Origin of the sequence: Acetobacter fallax, from assembly GCF_011516735.1 — a bacterium.
Taxonomy (GTDB): domain Bacteria; phylum Pseudomonadota; class Alphaproteobacteria; order Acetobacterales; family Acetobacteraceae; genus Acetobacter; species Acetobacter fallax.
The window spans coordinates 1-20,125 of record NZ_WOSX01000051.1; the positions used below are offsets into that span (position 1 = coordinate 1).

The 20,125-nt window shown below is 56.3% G+C and carries 11 protein-coding genes and 1 pseudogene; 5 read left to right on the forward strand and 7 right to left on the reverse strand.

Features of this window, described 5'->3' with window-relative positions; all coding sequences use genetic code 11:
• The first annotated feature begins 321 nt into the window (after positions 1 to 321).
• From GOB85_RS19820 to GOB85_RS16325, 5 genes are all read left to right on the forward strand, one after another.
• Positions 322 to 591, forward strand: coding sequence for a transposase (locus GOB85_RS19820; RefSeq protein WP_198912229.1), 270 nt, complete (start codon positions 322 to 324; stop codon positions 589 to 591).
• A gap of 282 nt (positions 592 to 873) precedes the next feature.
• Complete coding sequence (locus GOB85_RS16310; RefSeq protein ID WP_173578564.1) at positions 874 to 2,949, forward strand: phosphocholine-specific phospholipase C; 2,076 nt, start codon at positions 874 to 876, stop codon at positions 2,947 to 2,949.
• A gap of 112 nt (positions 2,950 to 3,061) precedes the next feature.
• Positions 3,062 to 9,250, forward strand: a complete 6,189-nt coding sequence (locus GOB85_RS16315; RefSeq protein WP_173578563.1) for a Hint domain-containing protein — start codon at positions 3,062 to 3,064, stop codon at positions 9,248 to 9,250.
• Positions 9,251 to 9,285: 35 nt separating this feature from the next.
• Entirely contained in the window at positions 9,286 to 11,292 is a 2,007-nt protein-coding gene (locus GOB85_RS16320) for a glycosyltransferase (protein ID WP_173578562.1), read from the forward strand.
• Positions 11,293 to 12,004: 712 nt separating this feature from the next.
• Positions 12,005 to 12,553, forward strand: coding sequence for a phosphate-starvation-inducible PsiE family protein (locus GOB85_RS16325; protein ID WP_408737082.1), 549 nt, complete (start codon positions 12,005 to 12,007; stop codon positions 12,551 to 12,553).
• 70 nt (positions 12,554 to 12,623) lie between these two features.
• Here GOB85_RS16325 and rimI read toward each other — a convergent pair whose 3' ends face one another.
• The 7 genes and pseudogenes from rimI to GOB85_RS16360 form a co-directional block, all read right to left on the reverse strand.
• Entirely contained in the window at positions 12,624 to 13,076 is a 453-nt protein-coding gene (gene rimI, locus GOB85_RS16330) for a ribosomal protein S18-alanine N-acetyltransferase (RefSeq protein ID WP_173578560.1), read from the reverse strand.
• Positions 13,073 to 13,786 carry a tRNA threonylcarbamoyladenosine biosynthesis protein TsaB gene (locus GOB85_RS16335; RefSeq protein ID WP_173578559.1) on the reverse strand — a complete coding sequence of 238 codons (714 nt, stop codon included), beginning with the start codon at positions 13,784 to 13,786 and terminating at the stop codon, positions 13,073 to 13,075. The genes rimI and GOB85_RS16335 overlap by 4 nt, the downstream gene beginning before the upstream one ends.
• A gap of 14 nt (positions 13,787 to 13,800) precedes the next feature.
• A complete protein-coding gene (locus GOB85_RS16340) occupies positions 13,801 to 14,382 on the reverse strand; it encodes a malonic semialdehyde reductase (protein ID WP_173578566.1) in 582 nt (193 codons plus the stop codon).
• A 134-nt stretch (positions 14,383 to 14,516) separates the two neighbouring features.
• On the reverse strand, positions 14,517 to 15,080 hold the full coding sequence (locus GOB85_RS16345) for a NifU family protein (protein WP_173578558.1): 564 nt from the start codon (positions 15,078 to 15,080) through the stop codon (positions 14,517 to 14,519).
• A gap of 510 nt (positions 15,081 to 15,590) precedes the next feature.
• Complete coding sequence (locus GOB85_RS16350; RefSeq protein WP_173578557.1) at positions 15,591 to 17,756, reverse strand: prolyl oligopeptidase family serine peptidase; 2,166 nt, start codon at positions 17,754 to 17,756, stop codon at positions 15,591 to 15,593.
• A gap of 851 nt (positions 17,757 to 18,607) precedes the next feature.
• Positions 18,608 to 18,979, reverse strand: a complete 372-nt coding sequence (locus GOB85_RS16355) for a DUF488 domain-containing protein (RefSeq protein ID WP_338421782.1) — start codon at positions 18,977 to 18,979, stop codon at positions 18,608 to 18,610.
• Positions 18,976 to 20,019 (reverse strand): annotated as a pseudogene (locus tag GOB85_RS16360) (FAD-binding oxidoreductase); the annotation flags it as partial. The pseudogene GOB85_RS16360 and the gene GOB85_RS16355, both read right to left, overlap by 4 nt.
• Positions 20,020 to 20,125: the final 106 nt, after the last annotated feature.

A 20,125-nucleotide genomic window follows, 5' to 3' on the forward strand; every position in this document is an offset into this window, starting at 1 on the left:
TCAGATCAGGCGGCAGAAGATACGGCTGAGACCGGTCAGACGGGATGAAGCTGCTCATCTCACCACCTTACAACCTTACCCCTTCACAGGGTACCCCAACCCGACAGGCTGTTAGGCCATCGGCTCGGGAAATAGCAGGCGAGCCTCGGGACAGGCTGATCGCGCGATGCCGGGCTGCCGATTTCGTTCAGGCCCTGTTAATTCGATGCAACACACATGGGAGCACACCGGACAGCAGCCTCGCTGCTTCAAAAAGGGCTTTTCCCAGCCATACCGGACGCACAAAAGACATTCTGAACTCAAAGCTGCATGCTGTTTGTGATGGCCAGGGACGCCCCTATCCGTCTCCATCTCACCGCCGGACAGGTCAGCGACTTCAAAGGAGACGATACTCTGCTGGCTGACCTTCCCGATGAGACAGAGGAAGTCATCGGGGACCGGGGATACGGCAGTAATAAAATCAGACAGTCTCTTTCAGAGCGACATATCACCGCCTGTATTCCGCCGAAGAAGAACCGGAAATCAAAGCCGTCTTACGACTGGCATCTGCATAAAAGTGCCACCTTATTGAAAACATGTTTGCAAAGCTGAAAGACTGGCGACGGGTGACACCCGGATATGATGGCTGCGCTCACACATTCATCGCCGCAATATTCATCTTCTGCCTCAAAAAATGAGTCCTGAGCCTAAGTTAAAATCTGAAATCGACCGCCTAAGTCGTTCATAAATTATTCATATGTATGTCACGCACAACGAACCATCTCTCGGTTACTTCAGGATCGCTACAAACGATTGCTCCTGAGTTTTGTATAATCTGTAAAAAACGTCTCAGAAAAAAAGCAATTTTCACAGTGGCTATAAAGGATGGATTTGATGTCAGGACCGGATAGGCGTTCCTTTCTTAAGCTTCTGGGTGCAGCAGCAGCGGCGACAACATTACAGGAAAGCATCAGTAAAGCACTGGCCTTGCCAGCCAATAATACAACAGAATCTATTAAAGATGTTCAGAATATCGTTATATTCATGCAGGAAAACCGGTCATTCGATCATTACTTCGGAGGTTTGTCAGGAGTTCGTGGCTTTGGTGATCCCCGCGCGGTAATGTTGCCTGGCGGTCAGTCTGTCTGGCACCAGCCTCATGGCTCAGATTACGTGCTGCCATTCAGGCCGTCAGCGCCCAGACTGGGATTGCAGTTTCTGCAAGATCTTGCCCATGACTGGAACAGTACACACCATGCGTGGAATCGGGGTTACTGGGACAGCTGGGTTGCAGCGAAGTCGGCAGTCACCATGGTGCATTTCGCGCGTGAAGATATTCCATTTCATTATGCTCTCGCTGACGCTTTTACTGTCTGCGATGCTTATCACTGCTCGGTTCTGGGGCCGACCTATCCAAACCGAAATTATATGTTCACCGGATGGACCGGAAATGACGGTCAGGGATATGGTCCTCAGCTTGATACCAACAGTATGGTTTGCGACTGGCCAACCTATCCGGAGCGGCTGGAAGCTGCTGGTGTTTCCTGGAAAATTTATCAGGATGTGGGGGCCGGTCTGACGGCTGCGCAAAGCTGGGGAGACGGGCATCCCTACATAGGAAATTCCGCCAACAATACACTTCTGCGCTTTCAGAATTATCAGACGGCGCCTGACCGCAGCCCGTTGGCGGTCAAGGCCCGTACCGGAACAAATATTTCAGTATCAGGAACATTATTCGATAACTTTCGTCGTGACGTGGCAAACGGTACGCTGCCGCAGGTGTCATGGCTTATGTGCCCCAATGCCTATGACGAGCATCCAAACTGGCCGTCAAATTATGGTGCATGGTTTATTTCAAAAATCATGGACATTCTGACCTCTAATCCGGATGTGTGGAGCAAGACGGCATTTTTCATAACTTACGATGAAAACGATGGTCTTTTCGATCATGTTGTCTCCCCGACACCGCCGCAGAGTTCGGATGAGGGGGCTTCGACAGTTTCGATAGAAAACGAAATTTTTGAAGGCAACTCCGGTTATGTTGCCGGGCCATTTGGTCTTGGACCCAGAGTGCCAATGCTTGTCATCTCGCCATGGAGCAAAGGCGGTTGGGTCAACTCGGAAGTATTCTGCCATGCGTCGCTGATTCGTTTTATCGAAGAACGCTTTGGCGATGAATATCCGGATCTGATTGAAACCCAGATTACTCCGTGGCGCAGGGCTGTGGTCGGCGATCTCACATCCGCATTTGATTTCAAAAATCCGAATAGTGAAAAAGTATCATTACCATCAACAGTTTCCTACATTCCGCCAGATACAAACAGCCACCCAAGCATGCCTCTCATCGTGCCGGCCAGTCAGGTGCTGCCGACTCAGGAAAGCGGTGTGCGGCCAGCCCGTGCGATGCCTTACAATCTGCATGTTCAGAGCATGACGGATCAGAATACCGGCTCTCTGAATCTTGAATTTATCAATCAGGGATCTGCCGGCGCGGTCTTCCATGCCCGGGATTATGCAGGGAACACAGTTCCCCGATCCTATACGGTTGAGCAGGGAAAAACCCTTGCGGGACAATGGCCCGCGACAACAGCCGGTCTTTTTAATCTGGCGGTGTACGGGCCCAACGGGTTCTATCGTTCCTTCTGCCGGAATGTCGCCACAGGTACAGATATTGCTCTTTCAACCTCATCCAGTGCTGAAAACTGCACTATTTCCATTACACTGATAAATAAGACCGGAAAGCCTGTGACCATTCAGGTCGAAGATGTTTATTCCGGTCAGCAGATTAGTAATTCTCTGGCCGCAGGAAAAACACACACTTTCACGGTCGCGGCATCTGCTACCTCGGGTTGGTACGATATTCTTATCAATGTTGCCGAAGACGCCGGTTTTGAACTGCGGATAGCAGGGCATGTCGAGACAGGCGAGGATAGCACCACAGATCCCGCGATTGGCAAAGTCGCTTTCTGATCCGCAGGTATTTTTGATCGTCGAAAGATTTTTTTATTCTTCTCATTTTTCTTGAATTTGTCCGGAAGCTGCGAGGCTGCAACGAGAGTTGCCGGCAAAAGGAATACTGTCGATGACGAACTATGATGTCGGTTCAAATGCCACCATCTCCGGTCTTCAGATCAACGTGGGAGATACCTTCGTTGTGACAAGTGGAGGTGATGCTCTCGATACCATGATCGGGTCGGGCGGCGTTGAGAGCGTATCAGCCGGAGGTGTCGATTCCGGAGCTACGGTTGAAAGTTACGGAACTCTTGCGATTTCTTCTGGTGGAGAAAGCACGGATACTGTTGTTCAGGGTTATGCCTCGTTTGAAAATATCTATGCGGGGGGCGTAGCCAGTAACGCTACAGTCAACACCGATGGAGTAGTGGCAGTCAGCTCCGGCGGCGTAGCTGACGATGGGATCATTACGGCCGGCGGTCATCTTTTTGTATCCAGTGGCGGCGTAGCCAGCGGCTTTTCCGTTGGCGGATATGCTTCGTTTGAAAACGTTTATGCCGGAGGAACTCTCAGCAACACCACAATCAACCCGGACGGGGTGCTCGCAGTCAGTTCAGGCGGTGTGGCTGATGGGGGCATTGTCGAACAGGGCGGCCATATTTTTGTGTCGCAGGGTGGTCTTGTTGAAAACATGACTGTTGCCAGCGGTGATAGTCATTTCGATATTTCCGCAGGCGCCTCCGCGATTTCCACGACAATACTGCCGGGAGGGTCCGCGCGGATCTATGGTGAGGCCACCGACACCATAGTCAGTTCCGGTGCAATTCTTAATGTCTATGGCTCCGCTTCGGAGGCCCTCACCGGGAATGGTGCCGTCACAAGTGTTTATGCCGGAGCGTGTGTTACTGACGACATTGTGGATTCCGGGGGCGTCGAAGTTCTGACCTCAGGCGCCAGCGCTTCTGGTGGTATAATCTCCTCAGGCGGGCTGGAACTGGTCTCCTCGGGGGCTGCTGTGTCGGGCGTGACGGTCGAGGCAGGTGGAATGCTTGCGGTGCTGCCAGGAGGAAGTGCGACTGGGAGCATTGCTCAGAGTGGTGCTGCTCTTTCCGGTGGTGTTCTGATCTTTTCCGCCGGGGTTGTGGTGGGGTGGCAGGCTGGCGTTGTATCCGGGCAGTCTTTTGACGATTATGGTGAAAATATTACGGTATTGTCAGCCGGACAGGTTGAAAACACGACCATCGGTCAGGATGTCACCATCACTGTGTCATCCGACGCTATTACAATTTCTGCTGTTGATGACGGGAATGTCGTGGTTTCGGCGGGTGGTGCTGCCAGCGCCACGGAGATCAGTTCCGGTGCTGTTCAGACTGTTCTGTCCGGAGCAACCGTTGTTGCAACAGTCGTTGACGCTGGTGGCAGGGAAATCATCTCGGCTGGTGCTGCCGCCAGTTCGGGGCTCGTTTTTTCCGGTGGCGTTGAAGATGTCTCTGGCGCACTCAACGGCGGGCAGACATCGGCCGGGGGGATGACGGTCCTTGAAACCGGTGCAACCGGAAACGGAGATGTCATTGCTTCCGGCGGAATTGAGGTGGTGTCCTCCGGAGCATCTGTCACGCAAGAAACGCTTCAGTCCGGTGGAATACTGGTCGTCCTTTCTGGCGGATCGGCAACGGACACGGTTCAGTCCGGTGGCATGGTGGTTTCCGCCGGGGTCCTGATCCGGTCCTCGGGCGTCATTGTGTCCGCACAGCCAGGCATCGCATCGGGCCTTCAGGTCACGCAGGACATGGATCTTACCGTATTGTCCGGAGGTCTTGCCGGGGGAACGGATGACGAAGGGACAGTGGAGATCCAGGCAGGGGCCGCCACGAGCGGGACGAACATTGCTGCCGGTGGGACCGAGACCGTCTCGTCCGGTGCTGTCGCCAGCGGGACAACAGTCTGGTCCGGTGGTGCCCAGAATGTCTCAGGCGTGGCACAGGGCACGATGATTGAAGCCGGTGGGGATATGAACCTGCTGTCAGGCGGGACCGGTTCAGGAGACACCATCGGTTCAGGTGGATTCGAGGTGGTCTCCTCCGGTGCTTCCGTTTCCGGAGAAACGGTTCTCGCTGGCGGCACGCTTGTCGTCCTGTCCGGCGCCAGCGTCGCCGGGACAGTTCTCTCCGGTGGTCTTGTGGTCTCCGCCGGTGTCGTCGTCGTGTCGTCGGGCGCCGTGGTTTCCGCTGTCGCCGGGGTCGCATCCGGGCTGAGTCTCGATACTGTCTCTGCTTCGGTGCTTTCGGGTGGCGTGCTGGAGAATGCCAGCGTTTCTTATGATGCACAGGTTGTGGTGGAAGCCGGTGGCGCAACACAGAACCTTTCTGCTTCCGGTGTCGTCACCGTCGAATCCGGCGGGATAACGAGCGGGTCCGACATGCTGGAGGGTGGCGAGGAAGATGTGCTGGGAGGCGGAAAGGCACTCGGCACGATCGTCGGGCTGGACGGGTTCGAAATTATTGAGGCCTCGGCTCTGGCTGAGGGAACGGAAATCCAGGCCGGCGGCGAGCAGGATGTGTTGTCCGGCGGCGTGGCCAGTAGCGTACTGGTCGATGAAGGCGGTGTTCAGATTGTTGAGGCCGGGGGCCATACAGTCGGGACGATCGTTCAGTCCGGTGGCCTCCAGAATATTTCGGGGACGGTTTCAGGAACGGAGACAGCCAGTGGTGGCCAGACTGTTCTGACTTCCGGTGCGACGGGAAGCGGTGGACTGATCGAAGCAGGCGGATTTGAAATTGTCTCTTCCGGCGCAGTTGTTTCCGGTGAAACAGTTCAGTCCGGAGGCACGCTGATCGTTCTTTCGGGCGGGACCGCCTCGGGCACCATTCTTTCGGGTGGACAGGTCGTCTCCGCCGGTGTGCTCGTCATGTCGTCAGGTGATGTCATTCTGGCGCAGGAAGGTGTCGCCTCCGGTCTCGCACCGGGTAATGACAGCGATGAAAGCATTGTCGTGCTCTCTGGCGGTACGGCCGACGATGCGACGGTCACAGGGTATATGACAGTGCAGGGCAGCGGTGTTGCCAGCGGCACCATTCTTGTCTCCGGCGGGACGATGGATCTCAGAAGTGGCAGCATTGCTGAAGGCACGGTCATCAGCAATGGTCAGGAGAACGTCGAGACGGGCGCTACTGAAAGCGGAGCGACGGTGATGTCCGGGAGTCTGCTGCTTGTGTCAGGAGGGGACAGGGATACGACTGTTCTTTCCGGCGGCGAACTGGATGTGGCCGGGACAGCTGGCACCACGACGGTCAGCGCTGGTGGTGTCGCTTATGTCCTGAGTAGCGGCAACACGTTTAATGGTATTATCAATGGTGATGTCACTCTCTTCTCCGGAGCGGTTGTCAATCAGGCCGTGATCAGTTCCGGCGGAACGGTCATTGTCGGGAGTGGTGGCGTTGTGAGCGGCGCTATCCTGTGTTCAGGCGGCGCTGTTGATCTGACAGGTCTCTCCTATGTTTCCGGCGCCTCCGTTCAGGTTGTAAACGGTTCGTCCGTGAACGTTAGCGCGGGTGGACAATCCGCTGGCTTTACACTGACGGGTGACTACAGTTCAGACGTCTTTACACTGTCAGATGATGGTGCTGGCGGGACACTTGTGATGTCCGACGCTGACGGTTTGTCCACAGGGAACCAGGTCGGCAACGACGAGACCTTCATCATTCCTGCAAATACTCTGGTGTCTGGTCTGCTGATCGAAGGAGGGGGTGAGGAACTCATCCTGTCCAGCGGTGTGGATTCAGCGACAACGTTCTTTGACGGCGGTTCCCAGATTGTTATGGGTACCGCGGAAGGCACGGTCATCAATGCCTGGGGAAGCTCTTTTGTTTCATCAGGCGGTGAAGCCATCAACACGTTCGTCAGTGGAACTCAGGCCAGCCAGACTGTCGATAGTGGTGGCGAAACACTGGATCTTTCCATCAGCCCGGGTGGAACCGTGACCGTGTCCGGTCTGGCCAGCGCTGTGACAATCACCGGCAGCACCGCAGGTTCAGGCACGCTGAATGTCACGTCCGGCGGCTTTTCTGAAAACGTGACTCTCGGGGGCTATCACGCCTTCGAAAATGTTTATTCCGGCGGGACGGCGAATGATACCACGGTGAACCGGGATGGCGCTTTTTCCGTGTCTGCCGGAGGAGTGGCCAGTGACACCGTGGTGAACACTGCAGGGCATATTTTTGTCAGCAGCGGTGGCGTCGTAAACGGATCCATCGTGAACAGCGGGGACTCGCATTTCTCCATTCTTGCCGGCGCGTCTGCCTTTGACACGGTGATCAATTCAGGTGGTTCCGCTGGTGTCGTTGGCACAATAAGCAACACGACGGTTAATCCGGGCGGAAATCTGACGCTTTCCGGAGGGGGCGTGAGTGACGAGACTGTTGTCTCCGGTAACCGATCCTTCGAGTATGTCAGTTCGGGTGCGCTTGCCAGTAATACGACGATCAATAAGGACGGCGTGCTGACGCTCCTGTCAGGCGGTGTCGCCAGCAATGGCACTGTCAATCAGGGCGGCCATATCTTTGTGTCAGCCGGTGGCGTCGTAAACGACATGACCGTCGCGGGTGGCGATGCGCATTTCGATATTCTGTCAGGAGCCGAAGCTGTTTCGACGACGGTGCTCAGCGGCGGTTCGGGGCGGATCTACGGTGTGGCGAGTGGCATGAGTATCGCTTCCGGCGGGACCATTGCCATTGAGAAGGGTGGAACCATCGCGGATGCCGATATTGCGGCCGGCGGCTCTGTCGACCTGACCAGCCTCAGTTTCGCAAGCGGGTCAGGTAGTGTTTCGCAGGGTGATGACAGTGTGACCGTCACGGAAAAAGGTGTGTCGGTCACTCTGACTTTGGCGGGCGATTACACGGGGGAATATTTTGAGCTGTCAGGTGATGGCAATGGCGGCACGCTGATCACAGCTGAAGGGACGCCATGCTATTGCCGGGGAACGCTGATCACGACGGATTCCGGTGATGTTGCGGTTGAAAATCTGAAGACCGGGGATCGGGTGATGACTTTGAGCGGAGCGGCCCGGGCCGTTCGCTGGATTGGTAAACGTCGTTATGCCCGCCAGTTCGCCGCTGGCAATGCCGACATACTGCCCGTGGTAATCCGGGCCGGCGCACTGGGGAATGATCTGCCCCGCCGTGATCTGTCTGTTTCGCCACTGCACGCGATGTATCTTGACGGGGTTCTGGTTCCTGCGGTCGCGCTGGTGAATGGCGTGAGCATCGTACAGGCGGAACAGATTGATGAAGTGGCCTATTTCCATATCGAACTGGAAAGCCACGATATCATTCTGGCGGAGGGAGCAGCATCCGAGACATTCGTGGATGATGACTCACGCGGCATGTTTCACAATGCCGCAGAATACGCGATCCTTTATCCGGATGCCGTAAAGGCTGCTGCGGTTTACTGCGCACCGCGTGTTGAGGAAGGCGAGGTGCTGGAAACCATCCGGCGCCGTCTGAGTCGTGATCTGCGCGAACCTGAAACGTCTGACGGGTCTGGCCTGTCCGGTTATATTGATGTGGTCGGCATTAACCGGATCGAGGGTTGGGCGCGTGTGGCGGCATCTGACGCGCCTGTCCGGCTGGAGATCCTGGACTGTGGTATTGTGATTGCTGAAGTGCTGGCTGACCAGTTTCGTCCGGATGCCGGCGGATATGTCGGATTTTCCTGCGAGGTAGCGGGTGGCCTGTCACCGGCTAAACGCCATGTCATAGAAGTCCGTCGTATCTCCGACGGCAGTGAACTGGCGGGCAGCCCGTGGGTAATGGACATTGCGGAAAATGCCTGTGCTGCTCAGGTCGCTCCGGTTCCGGAGCCCCTGAACGGTCATCTTGACGTTGTAACCCGTGAGCGGATCGCGGGATGGGCATGTGATGGCCAGACCGACGCTGAACCCGTAGCGCTGGAAATCTTCGATAATGGCAAACCTGTTGCACGGATTGTCGCGACTCTCCGTAGAGGTGATGTGGAAAAATCCGGCTACGGGACTGGTCGCTGTGGCTTTGATATCGTGCTGCCGGAGATGCTTTCGCCTCTGACCCGTCACGTTATCGATGTCCGGCGCGAAGCCGACGGCGCATTGCTGGATGGTAGCGGAGTGGTCATTGGAGTTACGCATAGCGCGGACCCTGTTGTCGCAACGGCCATTGCCGCCACACGGCGTGAGGATGCCGCATCCTTTCTCGCCGCTCAGGCTGCGGCCTGTTATCCTGAATGGCTGGCAGCGATGCCGCCGATGTGTGGGAAGGAGAGCAGAGCCTCTTCGGTTGCCTGAGCCGGTGGTCCGGGTCGGCCCGGTGAGAACATGTCATGACTGACGCCCCGTTGTCCGGTTTTATCGATACAGTCGATCCGCAACGGATTACGGGGTGGGCCGCTGAGGCAGGATCGGATCAGTCTGTTCATCTCCGTGTTTTTGATCGTGGTGTTGCGATTGCCGATATTGAGACGGATCAGTTGCGGGAAGATCTGGGAGGTGTTTTCGGCTTTTGCCTTGACATGGCACAGGGTCTGTCTCCGACCGAACGCCACGTTATTGAGGTCTGTCGTGCTTCCGATGGGAGTTCTCTCGGGAACAGCCCGTGGGTTCTGGAATCCGATCCGGCTGCCGTGCCGTTGACACCGCTGTCAGGTCACCTCGATATTGTGACTCATGAGCGAATGGCCGGCTGGGCCCGTGACGGGGATGGGTCCGTACAGCCCGCGGTGCTTCAGATCTTCGATAATGGTATTTTTTTGACACGGGTTATCGCCAATGGCCAGCGTCCGGATGTCATGAAATCGATGCAGGGCACGGAACGATGTGGTTTCGATGTCATATTGCCTGATCTGCTCTCACCATTTACGCGCCATGTGATCGAGGTGAGGCGGGAGGCTGACGGAGCTTTGCTGGGCGGAAGTCCGGCTGTTCTGGAGAATGTCGACAGTTTTGATCCTGCAATGGAAGCGCTCATCATCCGGGCGATTGATGCCCTGCGGAATGTCGCTGATCAGGAGCGAGCCATGTCATTTCTTCTGGCGCGGGTCGATCAGCTTGCGCAGAAACGGGCCGATACCCTGTCAGCCAGGCCTGAGCGTGAGAGGGAGAGCAGGCTGCGTCGTCTCGGGCGGATGAGCGCGGATGTGGGGCTTCCGAAAAAGCGGGCGCTGGTCATCGATAGCCGTCTGCCTGTTCCTGTCAGAGATGCCGGGTCATGCGCCGTTATTTCTCATATGCGGGCGCTGCAGGCGCTGGGCTACGAAGTCAGCTTCATGGCGTCCGACGAAATGAGCCGGGCCGGGCCGGATGCGGACGCTTTGAAGGAGGCGGGCATCTGCGTTTATCATGCTCCCTGTGAGACATCGGTCGAAGATGTTCTGAGGCGTCAGGCCGGGACATTCAAAGTTGTTTATCTGCACCGCCAGACTGTCGCGTGCCGCTACATGGGGCTTGCCCGTCAGTATCAGCCCGCAGCCCGCCTGCTTTACTCCGTCGCGGATCTTCATCACCTTCGGTTGCAACGACAGGCGGTTGTTCAGGAGCGTCCGGAGCTTCTGGCGTTGTCGCGCAGGATCCGGCTGGAAGAGTTTACTGCTGCGTGGTCAGCGGATGCCGTCATGACGCACTCGCGGGCTGAAATGGATTTGCTGAAGAAAGCGGTTCCTGAAGCGCGGGTTTATCTGGTGCCATGGTCGGTAACACCTGCTGAACAGATCACCGCTTTTGAGGAGCGTTCCGGGCTTGTTTTTTTCGGCAACTACAGTCATGCGCCGAATCTCGATGCGGCCCGCTGGCTTGTTGAGGAGATTATGCCGCTGGTCTGGCAGGAGGCACCGCATATTGTATGCGTGCTTGCCGGCAGCGAAATGCCTGCTTCGTTGCATGGGCTGGCCCGTGACGGTGTGCAGGTTCGCGGACATGTGCCGGATCTTTCCGGGCTGCTTGCCGGGATTCGTCTCGGTCTGATGCCGTTGCGTTTCGGTGCCGGGGTCAAAGGCAAGGTTCTTGAGTGCATGGCGGCAGGCCTGCCCTGTGTCATGACGCCTGTCGCAGCAGAGGGTTTGCCGGATTTTCCGCCGGACCTGGAAGGTCTTGTTGCAGGGGATAGCCGTGGGCTTGCCAGGGAAATCATCCGTTTACACGATGATAAATCCTTATGGGCAAGAGCCGGAGCCGCAGGACTGTCGTATGTCTGCAAGGAAAATTCGGTAGCATCGGTGATACGTGCTCTTGCTCTGGCAACAGGAGACGATCTGCCATCTGAGACAGGTGGAGAGGAAAAGGCTGTTTCCTCACTTCGTTCGTCTGACACTACAGTTGCCGAACGCGACGTATAATACCATAGGTTGTGAAGATTGACCTGTGGCTGAGAGAGTCTCCGGTCTCTGCCCGGACCCGGCAGGGACCGCAGGCCCCTGCACCCCATTCTGTTGATCATAAACGGTTTGCAAAGGCGAGCCTTTGCCGGGTTCCAGGGCGGAGTCCTGCCAGTCTCACACAGGTCAAAGGCCAGCCCCTCTGGTATAAGCACTCCGTTAAACCGTTTTGATATGAACCAGAGCGGGGCTCTGCCCCAGGCCCCGGCAAAGGCTCTGCTGCCGTTAAGTGCCAGCATCTTCCCAAGGCTTTGCCCTGGAACCCACCAAAGATCACAGACCTTTGGAAACCATTTTAATGAAACAGATCGGGGTGAAGGGGTCTGCGACCCCTTCCGGGCTCGGGCAGAGCCCGGTCTCCACTAACCCTATGAAAAATAACAGATCAACACGTAACGCGAGTTGGCATGGAATTCTGTTTCAAAAGCCCTCCACAGCCGATCCGAAGCACGCTTTCTGCGCTCCGATGCCCAGGACCCGCCCGGCTGCTCCGCTTCCGTGCTCAAAACACACGCCGTTCACGCCCATCAGGGGCGTTCTCAGTCGGCAGCGTGGCTTTTGAAACAGCCTCTCAGACGCTCAAAACACACATCACGCAGCGTATTCTGCTGTTCTCTCTCGCCCGACAGATAAAGTTATGAAATAGTCTCTTAAGATCAGTGAAGGCTAAATTGTGACACACCAAGACGAAAGTCCTGACTCAGGAGACCCTTTCACGCGCGAAGCCAGTCGTCTCAGGAAAATTTTCTTCGAGATGAACCTGTACGAAGGTTTCGAACTGCTGGTGATGCTGGTTCTGACCATGCTGATTATGGTCATCACCGCCATTGCAACATGGAGCCTGACCAGAGAAGTCTGGGATCTTGTCTGGTCGGCGCAGATCGATCCCTCCAAAGCGCAGACGTTTCAGGAAGTCTTCGGAAATATCTTTACCGTTATCATCGCGCTGGAGTTCAAAAGCTCCCTTCGGATCAGCCTGTCACATAGTAAGGATGTCGTTCGCGTAAGGACGATTGTGCTGATTGCTCTTCTGGCTGTTTCGAGAAAATTTATTATTCTGGATTTGCATGAGGTTGTCCCGGCCGAGATGTTCGCTTTTTCAGCCGCAGTTCTGGCACTCGGCGTCGTCTACTGGCTCATCCGTGAACAGGATATCCGGGTCGCGAGCAAAACTGAGCAGCCCGTCAGCGCAGGCTCAGCGCCGCCAGAGAAGCAGGAGTAAGGCCAGCCAGCGTTGAGGCTGACACCCGGCGGAAAAAGATGTCCCGGGGCTCTGTCCCGACAGGCTGCCCTCAGTTCTCCCACACCATAACGTCCGCATCGGACCCATCCGCATAATAGCGCCGCCTGCGCCCGGCTTTTTCAAAACCTGCAGCCCGGTAAAGCGCCTTTGCAGGACCATTCAGTATCGAAACTTCCAGAAAAAGCCGGATAATATTGATATCTTTCAGGTGATCCTGCAGGGTCCGCACAAGCGTGCTGGCGACCCCCCGGCGCCGGCCTGTTCCGCGCACGGCAAGCGTCAGAATTTCCGCTTCATCAGCAATAAGCCGTGCCAGGATGAACCCGACCGGCTCGCCTTCCATTAAAGCAATCAGCGCAAACGTCTTCGGCGTTTCAAAGAACGACTGAAACGCCGAAGACGACCATCTTTCATTTTCCTCGAAACTTTCAGCGTGAATAGCGGCAAAAACATCGCAAAACCCAGCCCCCGCTTCTACAATATCCAGGGAGGTTACCGTCACTGCGGTGTTGCTCTCAGACCGGAACGCGGCAACTTCGCTTCCGGCGGATCCACATAGAGCGGCAACGGGGAGCGTGGCGGCATATCACCCCTGAGCCGTCTCAGCCCCGCCAGAGCGATCGACTTAAAATCAGCCTCGCAGACCGGAGAAACACGACATCGCTCGTCCCCGAAGACATCAGCCGCTTCGGCAGCCGCATCACCGGCAAGCACCCGGATCCCCGGACCAGGCTGCCAGACGCCGCTCTGAACAGCAAAGATATCTCCTGGTACATCAGCGCCAGCCGCCGCCACTTCCACAAACCATCGTCCCCGCCGGGCACCGTAGATGCAAAGCCAGCCCTCCAGCCCCGTGGTCGCCACAAGCTGGTCCAGGAATGGCGCCAGAGCTTCCCCACGCGTGACCCCCACAACCGGACACCCCGCGCCGAATGCCAGCCCGGCTCCCAGAGCGCATGTCGTGCGCAATCCGGTAAACGATCCCGGCCCGATCACCACCACAATCAGGTCTGGTGCGTCCCACCCTGCTTCGTTCAGACAGGTCTCCAGCATGACCGGCAGCGCGCCAATGCCCTCATGCCCCGGTTGCCGCGCCGAAGCCAGAAGCGCAAGATCATTCCCCTGAAGCGCGGCAACGCGTGCCCCGACACTCTCTCCGGCAGGTGAGGCATCAAGCACGATGATCCGCTCAGGAACAGGCTCCCCGGACAACGCAGCGTTCCCGTTCAAAGCAGCCGGCAGGCTTCATCAAAGGGCAGTCGCGCGGCACGCGGCGTCCCATCATGCTCGCCATGCCCCAGACAGATGAGGAAATTTGCCCGCCAGCCGTCGCCGGCCAGAAAAATGTCTTCCACAACCGCGCCATCAAAGCCCGACATCGGCAGCGCATCCAGCCCCAGAGCCCGGGCGGCAAGAATCAGATACCCACCCTGCAACGTGCCGTTCCGAAATGCCGTTTCCTCCGAGAGGCCGACATCGGAGGCAAACCAGGATCGCAGATCCGGTTCAGGGTTCAGCCGGGAAAAATAATCAAAAAACAGCGGATCACTGGCCACGATCACCACGACCGGCGCCATCATCGCTTTTTCAGTATTACCAGCAGACAATGCCGGCCGCAGTCGCTCTTTCGCGTCCTGCGTTGTCAGAAAGACAAAGCGGGCCGGGCAGCAATTGCCTGAGGTCGGCCCCGTTTTCACCAGATCATAAAGTGCGCGAAGAGTGTCATCCGTAACAGGCTCTTCCGTCCAGCGCGACGGTGTCCGTGCTTCACGAAACAGACAATCAAGCGCGCTCTCATCCACCTGCATCGACTTCACCCCGTCCTGGTTCTGCGTCGTGCATAGCCCCGCACGGACAGGCTTTCCAGAGCCCTTTCAGAGCCAGGACCAGCTCGGGCAGGGATCACACACCCCTGCACACTCCGATCTGTTCGCCGGAAGCCTCAGCTCATCACCTGCTCAACAGACACGATCTCAGGCACATAATGCCGCAGCATATTCTCAACACCATGCTTCAGTGTCGCACCGGAAGACGGACAGCCCGAACACGCGCCCTGCATGCTCAGCCGCACGATGCCATCCCGATATCCACGGAACACAATGTCACCGCCATCGCTGGCAACCGCCGGACGCACTCGTGTCTCCAGAAGCTCCTTGATCTGCTGAACGATCTCTTCATCACCCGGCATCACCGGATCTTCGATCACCGCAGCATTCGCCTCGACCGCCGGGCGTCCGGACACAAAGTGGTCCACCAGAGCCGAGAGGATCAGAGGTTTCAGTTCCGCCCAGTCCTCTTCATCCGTCTTCGTCACGGAAACAAAATCCGATCCCATGAACACCCGCGAGACGCCGGGAAGCTCAAACAGAGTCTCCGCAAGGCTCGACCGGCCGGACACCGCATCCGCATCAATGAAATCAACAGTGCCGGCGTCGCCGGTAACGTCCCGTCCGGGAAGGAATTTCAGCGTATTCGGGTTCGGTGTGCCTTCAGTCTCGATGAACATGGCCAGACTCCGTATAAAGCATCGGCCCTGCAGAGATGACCGGACGCCAGACATAAAAGAGGACACAGGCGGTCCTGTATAGAGACAGGACATGTGGCAAGCCTGCCCGAATGGCAAGCCCCCTCCCGCGAAGACCAGTGCCGAGCCAGGCGGATGCTGCATGGCGTGGAACGTCCGGGCACCGCCCGGAACCGCAGGCCCCTGCACCCCGGATTGCTGATCATAAAAAAGCTCTGTTGTCGTTAAGTACTGGCTCCTTCCCAGGGCTTTGCCCTGGAACCCACCAAAGGTCACAGACCTTTGGAAACCGGTTTGTTGATCAACAGATCGGGGTGAAGGGGTCTGCGACTCCTTCCGGGTTCGGGCAGAGCCCGGTCTTTTGCTAACGCGTTGAAAAATCACAGATCACACGTACCGCTAACAGAGCCCTTCGCGGGTTCCAGGGCAGAGCCGCCCTGCAAGCCTCACGCCCATCAACCTCACACAGGTCACAGGTCAGACCTTCTGGTATTAAGGTTTACTGTCAGCCAGTCCGGAAGAGCCAAGCCGGCGTGACAGATAAACCGCCTCCAGAGCCCTTTCATGAGCCACTTCCGGGGCATTGACCGTCCCGGAATGTCCACCTTCCATGTCTTCATAGTAATAAAACGGAGAGCCGATTTCCTCCAGCCGGGCCGCGAACCGCCTGGCATGAACAGGACCAACACGATCGTCTGTCGTGGATGTGAAGATAAAAGGCGTCGGGTAATGCACGCCGGCCTTCAGATGCTGAAGAGGCGAAGTCGATTCCAGAAACCGGCGCTCGGGAGGATTGCTCACAGACCCGTATTCATCCGCCCACGAGGCTCCGGCCGCCATCGTCTCGTAATGCAGCATGTCCAGTAGCGGGACACCAATGACGACCGCATTCCACAAATCGGGATGTTCAGTCAGCTCAACGCCCATAAGCAGGCCTCCATTCGAACGCCCCCTGATGCCCAGATGCGGGACGGATGTGATCCTGCGTGATACAAGATCACGTCCCACAGCCGCAAAGTCATCGTAAATCCGCTGCCGGTGTGTTTTCCGGCCAGCCTCATGCCAGGCAGGACCAAATTCACCACCCCCACGAATATTCGCGACCGCATACAGCCCCCCCTGCTTCAGCCACAGACGGCCAGTTTCAGGCGTATAGGCCGGTGTGTAGGACGCCTGAAAACCACCATAGGCGGTCAGCAGGGTCGGGTGAGCTCCATCTGCGATCATGCCTTTCGGACGCACCAGAAAATACGGAATTCGCGTGCCGTCGGACGAGGTCGCCCAAAGTTGTTCCACCGTCAGCGCACTGGCATCAAACTGCGCCGGCATCTGGCGAATTTTCTCCGCACCGGCCGGGCTGGCGCCGATAAGCCATAACTGAGGCGGATCAATATACCCCTCAACAGTCAGAAAAGCGGCATCCGTGTTCAGGTCCGCATTAGCAATATGAACTGTCGACATATCAGGCAGCGGCAGAACAACGCGGGACCATGTTCCGCCCGGAACGGCCGGTGCCCGAAGCACCATGGCCCGTCCGCGAACATTATCAAAATATGTGACAACAACGGTATTTTTCGTCACCGAGACTTCATCAAGCGCCTCAGTTTTCCCTGGTGTATAAAGCACTTCCACACTCCGGTCAGGTGCCGCGGGATCAACCGAAACAAGACTGCCGGAGGGGACCATCTGCGATCCGGCAGGTGTCCAGGACTCGTTGAGAGACAAAATCAGCCTGCCATGCAGCATGCCCTCCATCTCAATGTGCTCAGGCAGCGTAAGCCAGTGAAGATGGCCAGCGCCACTCCCATGAAAGGCATTGTCCATACCATCAACAATGGCAAAATAGCTTGTAAAGAACGTCGGCGCCCGATGAATGAGCAGGAGATGATTTCCGTCTCCGTCCGTCAGCATGAGCGGTTCGACAGAAACGTCGCTTTTCTCGCCACGCGCGATTTCAACCGCCTGATCAAGTGGCTGTCCGCGAACAACGCGCCGGATAACAAACGGATAGCCCGATGCCGTGAGCGTTGCTCCCGTGCCATCCCAGTCACGGGCCGCAAGCAGCGTATCCCGGTCAACCCACGCCACGGACTGCTTTGAGCGCGGCAGGACAAAACCGTTCAGAACGAAAAGTCCCGCATGTGTGTCATATTCCCGTAGCGTATCCGCGTCCTCGCCACCGGCGGACAGACTCACCAGACAAAACCGCTCCCTGGGCTCCAGGCAGTTCACACCCTGAAAAACCCAGTTTTCATGCTCCTGTTTCGCAAGAGCGTCGATGTCCAGCTTTGTCACCCATCCGGTCAGTTCCTGACGATAGGAAGCAAGTGTCGTCTGTCGCCAGATGCCTCGTGGATGATGCTCATCCTGCCAGAAATTCCAGATTTGATTTCCCAGGAAGCGCGGTTTCGCAAGTCGGTCATGGCTTTGTCCGACAGCAAGCGCGTCGGCGTAAAAACCGGCATAACGGGGATCGGACTGAAGTGCCTCAAAGGTCTTCCTGTTCTGCGCAGTGACCCAGTCAATCGCCTTCGCGCCATGCACCTCAGACAGATAATCCGGAACATCAGCGGACTCAGATGTCGCCGCCCGGGCCGTTGCCGGCAGACCAGCCAGCAAAGCCAGAGCGGCAAGAGTAAGGACATGAGGGACGCGCATAAATCCTCCAGGATGAACCGAGACAGAACTTTTATTCCACTCTTTGTAGGGCAGTTCATGAGCGGAACACCAGTGAAGCCGGACTCAGAACGGTCACCCGAAAGAGAAAACACAAAGAATTGCTACGAAATTAAGATAATGTATTACGATGTGAGCTTACAAAGTATAGAAGATACCGGACCGATATCAAAAAATTTAGCTCCGTTGTCATTAATTAGTGAAGTCTACCTCGTCAAAGGCTTTGTTTACGTTAAGTCCTGGTCATTGATTTTTCAAAGGATTGGCAAAAAGCCGGGCTCTGCCCGCACCCGGAAGAGGTCGCGGACCCCTTCACCCCGATCTGTTAATAAAATGGTTTCCAAAGGCCTGTGACCTTTGGTGAGTTTCAGGGCAAAGCCCTGAGAAGGTGCCAGCACCTGATGAAAACAGAGCTTTCTGGAAACTGGCTTGCTTATCAACAGATCGGGGTGAAGGGATCTGAGAGGCTGTTTCAAAAGGTCTGTGACCTCTGCCGGGCATCACGGACAGAGTCCTGGCATGACTCCTGCCACTCAGACTTCATGGTTTGAAGCATAGATTATATCCGGCGGACCAACGATACGCCCGTGAGGTTATGAAGATTAATCTGTGGTCTGGAGCAACCCGGGCTCTGCCCGGACCCGGCAGGGACCGCAGGCCCCTGCACCCCGATCTGTTGATAATAAAATGGTTTCCAAAGGTCTGTGACCTTTGGTGGGTTCCAGGGCAAAGCCCTGTGAAGGAGCCAGCACTTAATGACAACAGAGCTTTTGCCGGGTCCCTGGGCAGAGTCCTGCCAGCCCCACACCGGTCAAAGGCCAGACTCTCTGGTATTATTCTTTTTGCAGGCCACCCTGAAGAAAATTACATAGAACGACAGCTTCGTTATGCTCAGTGTCCCGCGCGCCATACAGAAGCGTAACGGGCCCGTTTTTCACAAAAGACTTCAGATTTTCAACAGATTCCGGATTGTTTTGCAATTCCAGCCTGTATCGGGCCTGAAATTCCGTCCAGCGTTCGGGGTCATGACCGAACCATCTCCGCAATTCGTCCGATGGAGCAATCGCTTTCAGCCAGAGTGTGAGATCCGCGCGCTCTTTACTGATACCACGGGGCCAGAGACGATCAACAAGAATGCGTGCTCCATCATCGGCCATCGGCGGATCATAGATCCGCCGGATACGAATATGGGGTCTTACGCTCACCCGACCAGCTTCTCGTCCGCAGCCACACCGAAGAATTCGTAACGGATCTGCGATGCCGGAAGTCCTGCTTCTTTTAATATTGCGACAACATCACGCATGAAGCCGTCAGGACCACAAATGTAATAAGTGGCCGAGGGATCAATCTGCGTCCTGAGCCAGTCCTGTGTGATGCGCCCCTCATGCCGGGTCACATTTTTTGTGCCATCACCTGCTGGCGGAGCCTGACGACTATAGAACAGATCAGCAGAGATCAGATTTTTTGATGCAAGATCGTGAATGCAGGCATTGAAAGCCTCAGTCTGAACAGTCCGGGTTCCATGAATATAACGGATCGGGGGCAACTTCTGCCCGTCAGCCAGCGCACTTAGCATGGACATGAAGGGCGTCAGGCCGATACCGGCACTCAACAGCACGATATTTGACGATTTCGGGTCAGCTAACGTGAAATCGCCGGCAGGAGCAGAAACATCGAGCGTTGTTCCTGTCGATACGCTGTCATGAAGCCACTGAGAGACAACGCCATTATCGATCCGGCGAACGCTGATCCGATAAAAATCATTACCGGGCGCCGAAGAGATGCTGTAATTCCTGCGCTCCGATCCATGATCAGGCACGCTCAGACGAAAACTCAGATACTGTCCCGGCACGTGACGCATAACCGGCCTGCCGTCAGCCGGCACGAGGTCGAAGGAAGTAACCGTTTCACTTTCTGCCTTGCGGCTCAGCACTTTAAAGGACCGCCATCCGGTCCAGCCGCCTGGCGCCGCCGCATGAGCTTCGTAAATCTGTTCTTCGCGTCCGATCAGAATTTCAGCCAGAAACCAGTAAGCTTTTCCCCACGCATCCATGATTTCCGGCGTCGCCGCGTCACCCAGAACATGAGCGATAGCACCCAGCAGGGCATCAGCTACATAAGGATAATGCTGAGGAAGAATATTCAGACCGACATGCTTCTCAGCGATCCGCTCCACGGCACCGGACATGGCACTGAGTGTGTCGATGTTGCGTGCGTAAGCCAGGACAGCCATCGCCAGTGCCTTAGTGTCTGACCGAAAATGAGTTGAGTGATTTCAGCGGGTTATGATTCATGGGTTTGCGATAACCTGATGAGATCAAGATGGCCTGGACTGAAATCACCCGAGCGCA